The organism is Paenibacillus sp. SAF-068, assembly GCF_051967555.1.
Lineage (GTDB): Bacteria > Bacillota > Bacilli > Paenibacillales > Paenibacillaceae > Paenibacillus.
Genome location: NZ_JBQCJX010000002.1, coordinates 322,769 through 337,686 on the forward strand (window position 1 = coordinate 322,769; position 14,918 = coordinate 337,686).

At 46.0% G+C, this 14,918-nt stretch carries 12 protein-coding genes; 6 read left to right on the forward strand and 6 right to left on the reverse strand.

What is annotated here, in order from left to right:
• The first annotated feature begins 528 nt into the window (after positions 1-528).
• Positions 529-2,772: a carboxylesterase/lipase family protein gene (locus ACTHPG_RS15450; protein ID WP_440390472.1), complete on the forward strand. Its 2,244-nt coding sequence runs from the start codon at positions 529-531 to the stop codon at positions 2,770-2,772.
• A 484-nt stretch (positions 2,773-3,256) separates the two neighbouring features.
• Here the strand turns inward: ACTHPG_RS15450 and ACTHPG_RS15455 are convergent, their stop codons facing one another.
• Together ACTHPG_RS15455 and ACTHPG_RS15460 are read right to left on the reverse strand one after the other, a co-directional pair.
• Positions 3,257-4,843 (reverse strand): choice-of-anchor I domain-containing protein, encoded by a 1,587-nt coding sequence (locus ACTHPG_RS15455; protein WP_440390473.1) that lies wholly within the window; start codon positions 4,841-4,843, stop codon positions 3,257-3,259.
• Between the two features lie 228 nt (positions 4,844-5,071).
• A complete protein-coding gene (locus tag ACTHPG_RS15460) occupies positions 5,072-5,854 on the reverse strand; it encodes an SDR family NAD(P)-dependent oxidoreductase (protein ID WP_440390474.1) in 783 nt (260 codons plus the stop codon).
• A gap of 147 nt (positions 5,855-6,001) precedes the next feature.
• Between ACTHPG_RS15460 and ACTHPG_RS15465 the strand changes: the two genes are divergently transcribed.
• The 4 genes from ACTHPG_RS15465 (at position 6,002) to ACTHPG_RS15480 (ending at position 9,665) form a co-directional block, all read left to right on the forward strand.
• Positions 6,002-6,895 carry a LysR family transcriptional regulator gene (locus ACTHPG_RS15465; protein WP_440390475.1) on the forward strand — a complete coding sequence of 298 codons (894 nt, stop codon included), beginning with the start codon at positions 6,002-6,004 and terminating at the stop codon, positions 6,893-6,895.
• A 369-nt stretch (positions 6,896-7,264) separates the two neighbouring features.
• Positions 7,265-7,717, forward strand: coding sequence for a helix-turn-helix transcriptional regulator (locus ACTHPG_RS15470; RefSeq protein WP_440390476.1), 453 nt, complete (start codon positions 7,265-7,267; stop codon positions 7,715-7,717).
• A 110-nt stretch (positions 7,718-7,827) separates the two neighbouring features.
• Positions 7,828-9,030, forward strand: a complete 1,203-nt coding sequence (locus ACTHPG_RS15475) for an MFS transporter (RefSeq protein WP_440390477.1) — start codon at positions 7,828-7,830, stop codon at positions 9,028-9,030.
• Between the two features lie 191 nt (positions 9,031-9,221).
• Positions 9,222-9,665: an Hsp20/alpha crystallin family protein gene (locus ACTHPG_RS15480; protein ID WP_440390478.1), complete on the forward strand. Its 444-nt coding sequence runs from the start codon at positions 9,222-9,224 to the stop codon at positions 9,663-9,665.
• A gap of 139 nt (positions 9,666-9,804) precedes the next feature.
• Here ACTHPG_RS15480 and ACTHPG_RS15485 read toward each other — a convergent pair whose 3' ends face one another.
• The gene (locus tag ACTHPG_RS15485; protein ID WP_440390479.1) at positions 9,805-10,362 is read right to left on the reverse strand and encodes a DUF1697 domain-containing protein; all 558 of its coding nucleotides are present in this window, start codon (positions 10,360-10,362) and stop codon (positions 9,805-9,807) included.
• A 34-nt stretch (positions 10,363-10,396) separates the two neighbouring features.
• Complete coding sequence (locus ACTHPG_RS15490; RefSeq protein WP_440390480.1) at positions 10,397-11,047, reverse strand: hypothetical protein; 651 nt, start codon at positions 11,045-11,047, stop codon at positions 10,397-10,399.
• Positions 11,048-11,378: 331 nt separating this feature from the next.
• On the opposite strand from ACTHPG_RS15490, the gene ACTHPG_RS15495 reads away from it, so the two are divergent.
• The gene (locus ACTHPG_RS15495; protein ID WP_440390481.1) at positions 11,379-13,013 is read left to right on the forward strand and encodes a nucleoside hydrolase-like domain-containing protein; all 1,635 of its coding nucleotides are present in this window, start codon (positions 11,379-11,381) and stop codon (positions 13,011-13,013) included.
• Between the two features lie 84 nt (positions 13,014-13,097).
• On the opposite strand, the gene ACTHPG_RS15500 is transcribed toward ACTHPG_RS15495, so the two are convergent.
• Both ACTHPG_RS15500 and ACTHPG_RS15505 read right to left on the reverse strand, forming a co-directional pair.
• Positions 13,098-13,661, reverse strand: coding sequence for a TetR/AcrR family transcriptional regulator (locus tag ACTHPG_RS15500; protein WP_440390482.1), 564 nt, complete (start codon positions 13,659-13,661; stop codon positions 13,098-13,100).
• Positions 13,654-14,868, reverse strand: coding sequence for an MFS transporter (locus ACTHPG_RS15505; RefSeq protein ID WP_440390483.1), 1,215 nt, complete (start codon positions 14,866-14,868; stop codon positions 13,654-13,656). Before ACTHPG_RS15505 ends, ACTHPG_RS15500 begins: the two co-directional genes overlap by 8 nt.
• Positions 14,869-14,918 lie beyond the last annotated feature (50 nt).

Here is a 14,918-nt window from a genome sequence, read left to right on the forward strand (position 1 = left end):
ATATGTAAAATTTACGATTAATGGAGGTATTAGAGTTCGGGTCTGCACATTATCACCCCGAAATGAAAAGGTACTTGGCTTCGTATGAAGAGTGAGAGAATGAGTATTTTTGATGTTACCCTGTCAGAAGTCCTTCGGAGTACGATTCGTAAAAAAGATATTGCGAACGCTTACATTTTGTGCTAACATCACGATAACAACAGGATTGTAACCGTTTTTAGGGCAATACCTGTGTCGGTTCATTCGTTGGTTATTTATTCATCAAACGATTGATTGCGTTTACATTTTTATATGGAATGAGCCTCATTCCTCAGGGTTGTTACTGATTGCAGGCAAAACCTGAATTGAGGGCAGTAGACCACGCTAAAGCGATGTCTGTTTGCCTTCGGTTCAGGTTTTTTTATATAGAAAAATGCCTGATGGCATGATCGCAAGCGCCGTAGCTGATATGTTGAGCAGAAAGGAGCGCAGCAGATTTAAGTTTTCGTAAAATCCCACACACTATTTGACAGCGAGGAGATTTATAACATGAAAACGATTAAACGTTCGATCGCCGTAGCAACAATTTTGGGATTATGTGTCGCCGGTATACCGGCATATGCAGCAGGAAATACAGCATCTTCTGCTTCAGCAGCGATGGACAAGCTGATCCAATCCGAGCTTATTCGTGGTAATGGTCAAGGTGTTAATGCGGCATATCTGAACAAAAAGGCTACACGTATTCAGGCGGCAGTTCTTTACTTGCGTTTGTCCGGACTTGAGAAAGAAGCACTCGCTTATCAGGGAACGGAAACCTATGACGATGCCGTTCAGGCAGGCAAAGTATGGCAACCCGTCGTTGGTTACTTGAAGCAGCATCCGTATGTGGCCGAGATCGTGACAGGAACGGAAAAGTTTGAACCTAATGCACCACTCACAGCGGAAGGTTATGCCGGAATGCTGCTGAAGGTGCTTGGATATGAAGCGGGTACGGATTATGAGCAGGGAGCGGCTTCAACCTATGCGGCTGGGAAAGGAATCAATGCACTTCAAGGTAAAGACGCGAGTGAGCTTACCAATCGGCTGATGGCGGAGGCAACCGCACAGGCTTTGCAAGTACAGCTCAAAAATGGCAGTGGAACCTTGGAGCAGAGTTGGTTGAAACATAAAGAAACGGGAGCATTCAAACCACAAACGTTGCAACAGACCAAGTATGGTGCGATTGATGGCAAAACCTATGAGCAATATGGAACGCTCGGCTGGCTCGGTGTTCCTTATGCGGCACCTCCTGTAGGTGAACTGCGCTGGAAAGCTCCGCAAGAACCGGAGGCATGGACAGGAACCAGATCGGCCAAGGAATTTGCTGCGAACAGCTTGCAGATCTCTGGCAAAAATACAGTGGGCAGCGAGGATTCATTGTATCTCAATATCTGGCGTCCTGACACAACCAGTTCAAAACTTCCGGTGATGGTGTTCCTGCACGGCGGCGGGAATATGACCGGATCAGGCAAAGATTTTCAAGGTGAACAGCTTGCACGGAGCACCAACAGTATCATCATCTCGGTGAACTACCGTCTGGGAGCCCTCGGATTCTTCGAGAATGCAGCGCTGAAAACCGGCAATGCCCTGGATGACTCAGGTAACTATGGTCTGCTTGACGCATTCCGTGCACTGGAGTGGGTACAGGATAATATTGAAGGGTTTGGCGGAGATACAGACAATGTTACATTAGCCGGACAATCTGCTGGTGCGCGTGATGTGCTGGCAACCCTGATCTCTCCACTTGGCAAGGGACTGTATCAAAAAGCAGTTGCTTTCAGCGGAGGATTGACAACAGCAGCACCGGCAGAAGGCGAGCAAAAATCTCAGGATGTACTTGTGAAGCTGCTCGTACAAGAAGGGAAAGCGGCTAACGCAGAAGAGGCAAAAGCGTGGATAAGCAAGCAATCCCCGGCAGAACTGGAGAGCTACCTGCGTGCACTGCCTGCGGACAAGCTGGTCACAGCGTTTGGTGCGACTGCAATCCGTATGGAACCATTCCCGCATCTGTTCCGGGACGGAACCGTGATTCCAAAGGAAGGATTTGACGCCATCCAGAGCGGTAATTACACGAAAGTTCCTGTATTGCTGGGCAGTCTGGAAACGGAGTTCTCCGGATTTGCTTTTGGTGATCCAAACTTCTCTCCATCCATTACGGATGGAACCCTGTTTACCGATAAAACCAAGGCGGAGCAATATGCGGCTGCTCTGAAATACGGTAGCGAAGCTTATGCAGGCTTTAATGCAGAGCGTGTAGCGGAACAATTGACGAGTGAAGCAGATCAGCCGCCGGTATATGCGTATCGTTTTGCATGGGGCACACAAGCTGGCGTCATCTCTGAGCGTCTGCTCACGTTACTTGGTGCACCACATGGTGCGGATATGGACTTCTATACAGGACACGCGGACGGCATTGCTGCTTATTTCCCTGAGGGGTACTTTAGCGAGACAAACAAACCAGGACGTGATGAGTTGTCCACCGCGATGGCAGCTTACCTGAAACAGTTCTTGTACACAGGCAATCCAGGTACAGGCGGGTCCCCTGATCTGGCGGCATGGACACCTTGGACGAAAGATGCCCAAGCACCGATCATGCGTCTGGATGCAAGCAACACAACGGCAGAGATTGGCATGTCCACACAATATAATCAAGGCAAAGACGCCGTTATGGCGAAGATGAAAAAAGAATTGCCTGAAGAAACATACAAGCTGTTGACGGAAAAAGTGTTCGCAGGCCGATTCTTCTGGGAATAAAAATCACTGGGTAGGAAGGAATATATAGATAAAAGGTATATAGATAAATTGAAAGCCAAGGGACCATATTCTCTTGGCTTTTTGTACTGTTCGTCATGCTTAAATATGGTATTGTTGTAAATATAAATTAATAACATATAGAGGGGAGACGTGTACATTATGGATGGAGCTAGCTCTATAGGAATTGCTGGGATTATAACGCTATTGATTTTCTTAATCATGATGGGTCTTGTATTATATCTGATCTTCTATCTTGTGATGAAGAGGTCTGGCGTGAAAGAGGAGGTATCCGCATTAAGGATGGAAGTACGAGTGTTACAAGAGGAAGTAGAGCGGAACAGGCGGGAATTGGAAAATATAAAGTCTCGTAAACTGCCGAAAGGCTAGTTATGGGTCAGTATGTACAACCGCATGAGAGAACAGGGGCTCTTCGCCCCCCCTCCTGCTCAATACAGCGTGTGCTCATTATGCTATAAGCCCTGACCTATTTCTTGGCAAAAAAACTAAGTGTTCCGGTGCTTTCATCTGCACTTACAAACAGGCTGCGGCCGTTAACTCGATGAATTCCTTCTGGTGATTCTCCTGCTGTAGGGATCAGACCCAGGTAGTCCGGATTGACCGGATCAGCAAGATCGAAGAACAGAATGGCATCTGCCCGTTCGGAAGCTACGGCGGCGTATGTTTTTCCGTCCACAGTAGCAACAGTGAGATTCTCTACTTCACTGCCTTTGTTGGGACTGCGATCATCTGGATACAAGCCAACCATAGCGGTTGCCTCGTCAATGAGATTCTGGCTATCGTACATCCGCTTGCCTTGCAGATCCCAGACTGCAATATTGCGTCCACCCGCTTTTACACCATCCTCAAATTCATTCTTGCCCAAGTCCCCTTCATTCGCTGTCAGCAGGTATTTACCATCGGCGGAGAAAGCTATTCCATCCGGTTCATAACGAGCTGTCAATGTTTCTTTAAACTGAACAATCCCGTCATCTTTCAGATCCGCTTGGTGTGAGGTGGTCCCAAGAGCGAAGAGGGAGGTGATCTTTTTTGTTTCTAGATCTACGATGGCAACGACGTTGTTCTCCTGTAACGTGATCGCTGCTGTTTTGCTATCTGGGCTGATAGTGACATACTCCGGTTGTGGATCATGCGGATAGATGGCACCTTCTACATTGTCCAGAGATACTGGCAAGTTGGTAATTTCACCCTCCAATACATTTCCGTCAGCAAAAGATACAACCATAATGCTACCCGGACGTTTGGTATGGGCATAGTCAATTTCATCGGCAGCTTTATTCAACTCTTCATCCTCTATGGCGATCACCGCATGCAGACCGTCAGGTGACAGTGCAATCGAGTCAGGACCAATACCGAGTTCATATGTTTTTACCGTTTTGTAGGTTGTCAGATCCACAATGGCAAGCAATCCTTTGTTTGCTTCACTGTCCGTATCCCCTGTACGAATAACAGCCAGACCGTAATTGCCATCTTTGGACACCGTTACACTGGTGACTTCAGCTTTGGGGGAGAGGTCATGGAAGTTGACCGTCTTCAATATGTTGATGTTTTTCAGGTCAGCAATGTCCAGTACGGAAATGCTGCCATTGTCCGCTTCGGTTACGAGCAGGCGCTGTCCATCTGGCGTAGAGGCTGATATTTCTGCTTTGCCACCAGGCATCTGGAAGGAAGCGGTCCGCTCAAAACCGGTTTTATTTTGTTTCAGGATCAATTGATTCGTGATTAAGTTAAGCGTTTGGGGAGATACATACGTTATCCCGTTGGTGATGTAACTTTTACTGTCCAATGGAGTTTTTATACCGTTGATGGTAGCTGAGGGCGTTCCTATTGGAAGTTGTACTTTAGTATCTGCGATCTGGATATCGACACTGCGACTGCTACCGTTCCATGTGACCGTGCCCTGCATATTTTCGATGGCTGTACGCAGTGCGATGTGTTCGTTAGCGGGTTGAGTTGCGTCAGCAGCATTAATCATTGATGAATAGCTGGTTGCCCCTATGCTAAGAATGGCGGTCATCGACAGAGCGGCAAGCCACTGATTTCTCTTTTTCAATGTTTCCAGATCCCCTTTATCGTTTCGAGTGTAATAACATGTACAACTGCTTCAGTATAGAGAGCTTATGTTAAGGAGAGGTAAGGGGAGTCTGCAATTTGTGTAAAAATGATGTTTTCCAGATATCAATGAAAACAAAGAGCCTATTGGCAGAAAGATTTCTGTCCAATAGGCTTTACTTTGCGTTAGTATGAGTCACTACACGAGAGGGTTATACCTTTTGAAGGGTTAGAACCAGCGGCTCAAGTCCGGATAACCGGTAGTCGCCCACGCGCCATCCACGATCAGACTGGAACCCGATACATAACCCGCATCCTCACTCGCGAGGAACAAGGCAGGTCCTGTCATTTCCTCTGGTTGTGCAGCCCGTTTCATAGGGATGCGTTCCATGTAAGCTTCTTTAATATCTGCATTGGAGAGCAGTTCCGCAGTTAACGGCGTATCGATCAGGCCAGGAAGGATAGCATTCACACGGATACCGTTGCGAGCCATTTCAAGCGCTCCGTTCTTCGTGAGCATTTCGACGCCAGCTTTGGCAGAAGCATAAGCCGATCCGGCATACATAGGCACCTGGGAGTTGAGAGAAGCTACGTTCACAATGGCTCCGCCACCATGTTTGGCCATCTCAATAGCTTCGTGTTTCATGCTTAGGAAGACCCCCTTCATGCACAGGTCCACGGTAAAGTCCCAGTCCTTCTCGGATAGTTCAGTGATTACACCTGCCCGGGATGCACCAGCCACATTAAAGGCTAAATCCAGCTTTCCGAATTGTTTAACCGCGGCTTGAACCATTTCCTCCACATCTGTTTCAATGGTCACATTAGTTTTCACTCCGACAAAACGTTCCCCAAGTTCACCTTGGATGGCTTCCAAGCGTTCCGTATTCAGGTCAGCGGCAAGTACAGAAGCCCCTTCTTGGACAAGTCGTCTTGCAATGGCATAACCGATACCGGATGCCCCACCCGTAACAATGGCTACTTTACCTGCAAAACGGTTCTCAAACGTATTCATATATAGCGCTCCTTTGTCTAGTGAATAATATGATTTCGCTTACATTTAGCTTCTGTTCAAAGTATACTTAATTTTATGATTCATGTATATTTAACAAAAGTGTAGTTAACTTAAATAAAATTAATGATAGAAGAATAGAGGTCGTCTATGAATTTGGAACAAATGCAATATGTACTTGAAGTGGAAAAAACAAAATCAATTACACTGGCTGCTTCGGCCCTGTCAGTAACGCAATCCACCATCAGTCAGGCCATAACACGTCTGGAGACTGAGCTTGGCATGCCCTTGTTCAGTCGTTCCCGGAATGGTGCGTTTATGCTGGAGCAGGCCAAGCCGATTGTGGATAAAATGAAATCCGTCGTGGACATCGTACAAACAATCAAAGAGGATGCCCAATATATTGGGGAGTCGATCCGTGGAGAACTGCGATTGTCAGCCATACCCGGCGGTGTACCCGGTATTATACCTACCATCGCGAGTATGAAGAAGCGATATCCTGATCTGAGATTTGAACTTTCCGAGAGTGCTGCACGCAATATTATCAAAGATGTCCGTAACAAACAGGTGGATCTCGGACTGATTGCCCTTTACCAAGATGATATGGAGCAGCACCTGGCAGGCCTACACTTTGTACCGATTGATGAAGGAGTCATGCGCGCGTGCGTGAATCTTACGAACCGGTTGGCTAATCAAAAATCAATCTCCTTGCAAGAGTTGAAGAATGAGACGCTTGTGTTATTTAATGACGAGCTGGTGGATGATTTCATGAAGGAGCTTTCACAAAGGGTAGGTGAGGTGGATGTACTTTTTCGAACCAATAATTCTGAAGTGGTCAATGCTGCGCTTGCTCAATTGAATGCTGTGACGATTGGGCATGAATACTCCTTTACACATGACAGAAGTGTACTGCATCATGACTTTACCATCATTGAGATTGAGGGCATACAACGTGTTATTTCAATTGGCTGGGTCATGCGGGAGAATCAATCCTCCAATCTTATTATTCGGCGTTTTCTGGATCGGTTTCAGCTTAAAGGGTAACGATCTTGGACTGGACTAGTCGAAAAAAAGAAATTGCGATAGAATTAATTGAGAATTATTATCAATTAATTCAGGTTTTCTTTACTGGACAGTCTGATCAGTTATAAGGCGAGGTGACTACCATGCGTATTGATGATGCACTAGGCGTCATGTATCAGCATTATTTAACCCGGGCCCCCTACAGTCAGCAAGATGAACATACATACATGCTCTCTGCTAAGGCGGGCAGTGGAAGTATAAAGAGAGTGACCACATACAGTGGCATCGAAATTCTATGTTCTCATGTAGAGTACTATCAGCCATGCCCAACATATTTTGCTTCCGAGACACCCGTCGTGGAGCTGCAATTTGCCCTGGCGGGTCAACGGCATGTCGATATTTCTGGACAAGAATATTCGTTATCGATCATCCTTAATGATGGAAGCGACAGCCTTGGAGATCTTGAATCGATTTATGATCCAACTGTTTGATCTGGCGCCAATCCCCTCGGGATTCTCCAGAGAGGACATCCGGAAGTTACATACGGCACGGGAGATTATGGAGGCCTGTATGGTAGATCCTCCATCTTTGCTAGCATTGTCCAGACAAGTAGGTCTTAACGATTTTAAATTAAAAAAAGGATTCAAGGCACTTTTCGGGAGCACAGTCTTCGAATATTTGCGTCAGGTTCGTCTTGACAACGCCATGAAGCTGCTACGTAATCAGGATAATAACGTCACCGAGGCCGCCATTGCGGTCGGTTACAGCAATGTCAGTGCCTTTTCACAGCAATTTTATCGCAAATTCGGCGTGAAGCCCTCTGAGATGAAGAGGATTTATTAATAATCCGGTTAGCCGTGAATTGTTCCGTATAGAGGCAGTGGGGATTCTCTCAGCCTTGTATACTCCAGGTACAGTGAATACTGTACTGAAATATAGAGGAGTGTATGAGTATGAAACGAATCAAAGGAAGTATTTTTTTTAGTGTGTTTGCAGCGATGTTGGGTCTGATGCTTATTGCACCCATTATGCCGCCGCTTATTCGGGAGTTGGGCATGAAAGAAAGTCATTCCGGTCTTATTATCTCACTCGGGTCCATTATGATGGGCGTCATGGCTCCGGTATGGGGCAGACTCAGTGATATGAAGGGTAGGAAGCCTATCATATTGATTGGATTTATAGGGATGTCAATTAGCTGTGCATTATTTGCCCTGGCATTGTATGGGGGATTAAATGCTTGGATTGAAGGAGGCCTATTGCTTACCCTTCTGATTGTGACACGCAGTCTGATCGGCATGTTTATTCCAGCCGTGCTCTCTTCTGCCCAGGCCTATATAGGTGATGTTACAGAAGGGAAGGAGCGGGGAAGCGGGATGGCCATTATCAGCGCTGCGAATGGACTTGGCCTTGTATTTGGACCCGCTATTGCTGGAGCATTTACTATCATTGGTCTCCTATGGCCGCTTTATTTTGGCATTTTTATAGCAATTGCTGCGTTTATTATCGCTTTGGTGTTAATCCCGGCAGCCAAACCGCTCATTCAGGTAAAGCCGTCTAAAGTTAACCCATTCCAACGAGGGTTACGAATGTACCTTGCTGCGGGATTGGTTACGATGATTGGCATTATGACATTGCAGGTTGTCGGAGGATTTTATTTTCAGGATCAATTGGCTCTATCCCCGGCGGCGACGGCCCGAATGGTTTCGTTTGGACTCATGTTCTCCGGGGCAGCCATGCTGATCATGCAGGTCATTCAGATGAAATGGTTGAAATGGCAGCCGCGTCCGATGATTTTGGTGGGTTCACTTTTTCTGATCGCAAGCATGATCCTGTTTCTTGTATCCACCCAATTGCCCATGTACTATCTCTCATTCTTTCTGTTTGGTATGGGTTCGGGTCTGATGATGCCTGGCTTCATGGCAGGTGCTTCGCTCGCGGTTAGCAAAGAACAACAAGGAGGAGCAGCGGGATTGGTAGCAGCGATTCAGGGGATATCCGCCGTCATTACTCCAATACTTACAACGACACTCTATCAGGTGGACAAACATATTCCGTTTATGCTCGTAGCTGTTCTGGTTGTCATGCTGGCAATCACGATACTGGGAATAGGGAAAAATAAATCCAATACTGTTTCGGACCCTATTCATTCAATATAGTCAGACAAAGTCAGAAGATCAAAAAAGGTCAAAATAAAAGAAAAAAGGATCTATTTTAAAATAGTGAACCATGGTGAAAGATAATCGTTTTTTTTCGTCTTTTACGGACTTTGAGCCTTATTTGCACGGGTATTATAATAATCCATGTAAGCAACACCAATAAACCAACCACACAAAAGGAGCTGATTTTCATGTTTGATCTGATTCCGTTTCGTAAGCGAAATGAAGACCCGTTCGGACACATGTTGAAATCCTTCAATGACATGGTTGAGACCTCATTCCTCTCCCCTTTTGGAACTGGCTCCCAGCCATTTCGCACGGACATTCGTGAGGAAGAAGACAAATATTGGGTAGAAGCCGAGCTTCCGGGCATTGCCAAAGAGAATATAGACATTCAAGTTGAAGGTAAAGAATTGATTATTCGTGCCAAACGTCATGACATGGTCGAACAGAAAGATGACTCCAATCGGATCATTCGGCAGGAACGCCGATCCGGCGAATTTATCCGGCGTTTCTATGTAGATCATATTGATGAGGAGAATATTAAGGCCAGATTGGAAGACGGTGTGTTGAAGCTTGAGATTCCGAAACGTCCTGGGGATGATCAGCCTCGCAGACGAATTCAGATTAACTAATATACGAAAGAAAAGAAAAGCATCGTTTTTTAAACAGGGTAAAAAGCATGCAGGAGACATCCGTAGGGATGTTTTCTGCATGCTTTATTTTCATACGATTCGGACGAAATAATGGGATGTCCATTTTGCTTGTTCCGAATTATTTTTCAGCTGCTGCTTGCATCAGGGCGTATATCTTACGTGTCGTATTCACGTTTCTTACGGTCATATAAGCATAGACTTTGGAACCCACGAGCTTGTTCATGCCACTTTTGGATGCATCCTCTCTGCTGACTGAATACAAAATAGCTCTGGGAACATAAATCAGTGTGCCGATTTCCGGTTTAATGGGCAATTGGTCCAGTACGGAGGGCTCATTGATCTCATCCCATAGGAACATTACATCACTTTTGGCCGTGTCATCATTAGTCCATTCTTCTGGCAGTGCTTCAATAACACTCTGGATCTCATCGATACTCCGTACCATCACCCTGATCTGTAAGCCGAAGTCGGCGGCGATAGCCTGTTCCAGCACAAGGGAAATCTCCCTATTTGCATCGGCACGTTCCTGATGATCGGCAAAAATAATATTGCCAGAGTTGATGTATGTAACGACATCAAGCATGCCTGCTTGTTCAAACGTTTCTTTCAGCTGTTTCATATTAATTTTATTGTTCCCGCCTACATTAATGCCCCGTAGCAAAGCCACATAGATCATAGGGATGCCCCTCCAATTCCTTTAGTTCAATGGTTTAGCAAAATGACAGATACTCGAAGAGATGAGCAGTATGTTCTTCTCCCAACAGATCCTGCAATAAAGGCTCCACTTGCTCCAGAACCTCTGGCTTGGTCTCATAGGTCTCTTCATCTTTCAATTCTCCGGCATAGGTGCGTGCCGCTGCAATCAGGATAGATAGTGCATTGAAAAAGTCAGACAGCGAATCGGCAACGCGGTTTGGTTCTCCACCTGTAAAAGCGACATATACGGGAGAGTTCGGTGCTTCCACATCTACAATTAAAGGATCATCGTTAAAGTTTGCGATGACGATATGATTTTTTGGCCAAGTAGGGGACTCCTCATAGGGTTCATTCATGCCAATCCAGCGGAAACCCAGTTGCTGACGAAGCAGATGTTCAGGTGCGACAAAGAAGATCAGTGCAGCATCACCGATCTCAACAGCGGCATTTTTCATTTTGAGTGTACCTTCAGCTTGACCATCTACCATTTCATAGTGACTGTACAGATACTCAAGTTCTGGAGAAAGAGTGATTCGTGTATCTACTTCCACCTGGTAGTGTTGTTCACGAGGGCGCAGATCATGATTTTTGAAAAGTCCATAAGCTTCATTATATAAATCCTGCTGTTCTACAAAACGGTTTAAGGCCGCATCCAGTTGTTGCATGATGGCTGATTCCTCCTGATAATATGATGTAGTATCATGCCAATTCGTTTGATTCTTTTGTTCGCTATAGGCATTATACAATATCAAAGATGAATTAAAAAACAGTTGAATACGTTTACATTCATTGTTGAACATGATATACTTTCACTCAAATAAGGATTGTTACTGCTTCGGGCAGGCAAAACCTGAGTATCATTATGCGTGGACTTTGTGCCATTCATATTGATGTTCGGGTTTTTTTGCATGTTACGGTCCATATTAACGATAGAAAAACAGAGTACGTACCTATCCCAACACTAACATCACGCTGTACAGAAGAAAGGGGAGCATCATGAACAAGAAAACATGGTTAAAAGGATTGGCCGCAGGTTGTCTTAGTTTAATTCTGGTAATTAGTGGATGTGCATCCAAAGCGCCACAGACTGCGAGTGACACACGAAATCCGGCGACAGAGCAGACCGAAAATGAAACCCAGAAACCTGCAAATAACCAAGCTGCCAAAGGCAGAACGGTGATTACAACCGACGGTGAAGTGGATGATATGAACTCGGTTATTCGGTTCCTCTTGTATTCCAATGAGATGGACCTCGCCGGGATCGTACTGACCAGCTCAGTGTATCATTATGCTGGAGATGAGGAAGCAGGGATCAAACCGTTCCGCTGGACAGGAACACAGTGGGTGTACGACATGATTGATGCCTATGGCGAAATCTATCCCAACTTGTCCAAACATGCCGAGGGTTACCCGGAGCCGGAACAGCTTCGAGCAATGACCAAGATCGGTAATATCTCCGATAAAGGGGAGATGGAGAAGGAAACCGAAGGTTCCGAATTTCTCGAAACTCTTTTCCTCGACGATGATTCCCGGGACCTGATTGTTCAGACATGGGGTGGCACCAATACCACAGCCAGAGCGCTGAAATCGATTGAGGAACAGTACAAGGACACGGCTGAGTGGGAAACGATTCGCAAAAAAGTGAGCGACAAACTGGTTCTGTATATCATTTTGGATCAGGATGACAGCTACAACGAATACATTGCGAAAAATTGGCCGGATATCCGCATTCTCAACGACCAATCGAACTTTTGGCATTTTGCCTATGCATGGAAGATGCATGCCGAAGAAGTAAACAGCAAGCTTCATGGTGACTGGATGGTCAAGAATATCCTGAACGGACATGGCAAGCTAATGGATATGTACGCATCGATGGGTGACGGCAAAATGATCGAAGGCGAACTGGCCGAAGAACAGCGGGGAAGTGCTGAATATCTCAAGAACAATCCGCAATATGACAAGTACGATTTTATATCCGAGGGTGATTCTCCTTCCTTCTTTTATCTGATCGATAATGGGCTACGCAGTATGGAAGACCCTTCCTACGGCGGTTGGGGAGGACGCTTTGGCGTTGTAAACGACAAGCTGTTTAGAAACAATGTGCTTGATTACGATCCCTACACCAAACGCTATGAAGCCGAATACTCTCTGATGAGATGGTTTGACGATATCCAGAATGATTTTGCAGCACGTGCCGATTGGGCAGTTGCAGACACTTACGAAGGTGCCAACCACAATCCGTCCATAACCATTAAGGAAGGGCTGGATCTAACTGTAAGTCCTGGGGAGGAAGTTACTCTTCACGCGGAAGGCACGGACCCGGATGGAGATCAACTGACCTATTCGTGGTGGAGATATTTCGAAGCGGACACCTATAAAAATTCCAAAGTAGAGCCGAACCAAGTTCAGCCCGAAATGGCGGGTGATCTGCAGCTTGGCTTGCATCGTGAACTTGCCAAGGACGAGCAGGTGGATACGATAAAATTGCAGGGAAGTGATACCGAAGCGGTGACCTTTACCGTTCCTGATGATGCCAAATCGGGTGATACCCTTCATATCGTTGCTGAAGTACAGGACGATGGAGAGCATCAGTTGAAGCATTATCAACGTGTGATCTTAACTGTGAAATAAAACAAAGAGGGGCTGTCCCAAAAGTCATCAACATGGCTGACGGGGCACCCCTCTTATTGGTGTAGTCTAATCGTAATCAATCCATTAGCGCTGGATGCCTGACCAGAAGACATTCCAAGTGATTGTCAAAGCTTGTTCATAGGATTGCCGTGTCTCATACACGAGCTGAACATCCAGTCCATCCATCACGGTGACAAAAGCTACGGTGGCTTCTTCCGGACTCAGGCGTATATCGGAATGTCTGGTAAATACGGCTGCCAGCTCTTCCTTCAGTGTCCCGAGGTACGTCCGATACTGGGCCAACACAAAATCATGCACCTCCAGAGGTGTAATGAAAGAAAGGATATACATAAAAGCGACATTCGGATGAGTCAAGAAACGATTTTTGTGTTCATGCAAGAAGGCATATAGTTGCTGATCCAGCGTTTGGGTTACAGACTCACTGAAAAATTGACGCACAAACTGTTGTTCCTCCTGCACGACTTCCTCATATAACTCCAGCAATAGCGCTTTTTTGGATGGATAATGATAAGCCAGAGATTGCTTGCGAATACCTGCCTCCTCGGCAATCTGGGCCATCTTCGTCCCCTCGTAACCCAGACGATTGAAATGTTGAATGGCAATGTCCTTGATTCGTTTTTTACTCAATGTCTACCTCCAGTTGGTGAGCGGTATACCTCTGCTGTTTCTGGGAGTATACCAAATATAACAAGATATATACCACAAAAATGCCTATAGAGATAGCATACACCACCGTATAGGAAAATGCAGAAGCCATAACGCCCAGAATCAACGAACCACCACCAATTCCGAGGTCAAAGAAGTTAAAGAAGGAAGCCATCGCATTTTCATGCTCATGTTCTTCTACAAGATTCACACACCAGGTCTGAATCGCCGGGAATATGGCACCAAAGCCAAAGCCGTATAACGCGCCGGCGATCAGGAATTGCACATCACTTTGGGCGATAATCAGAACCAGCAGTCCTGCGATTGCAAACAAGGCAGAAGGCAGCAACACGGATCCCGGTCCCCATCGATCAAACATTTTCCCAGAGAACAGTCGGACGGCGAAGCTGGCGATGGCGACGATGAAGAAAAACCAGGCTATATCCTCGAACCCTCTTTCGGCGGCGAATAATGCCACAAAGGACATGATTGAACCAGCTGCAATGCCAACGAGCATAATGAGAAGGGAAGGGAACAGTACCTTCTTCTCAATCAATTTCACCGAAGGGACATGAGTTTGCATAGACTCGCTACTACCTCCTGTTTTCGGCTTGCGGGATACAAATATCGCCATCAGGAGAGCGAGCAGCAAAATGCACATGCCTCCCATAAACAGGCTCTGATAGTCGTACTTAAATAACAAGCTGGTGCCGATCAGTGGTCCGACGGATATGGCGACGGTCTCGCCTACTCCAAAATACCCCATGCCTTCCCCCCGGCGATCTCTGGGTATGTTTTCAGTCGCAATCGTCGCAAAATATGTTGTTGCCAGACCAAATCCCAATCCATGGATGATTCGGAATACGAGAATCATCCAAATACCTGACGAAAGGTAGTATGCGCCTGTCATTAATGCACAGATGGCAATACCGATAATCAATAAATATTTTTTGTCTACTCGAGCCGCTAAAACGGACGTGAAGGGTCGAATCAAAATGGCAGAAAACATAAAAATGCCGGTAACAAGCCCGATCTGGGAAGCTTCTCCTCCCAAGCTGGATACGAACAGGGGCAAGGTAGGGAGCAGCATTTCAAAGGCCATAAACAATAATGCGTTGGCTAACATGATGAAAATAAATGATCTTCCCCAGAGTTGCTGAGGTGTAGGACTGAATGTAGAAGTACTCATGGTTTTCCTCCGTAATGTTAATCTCTGTCGCGCGACATGTTGAACTGATT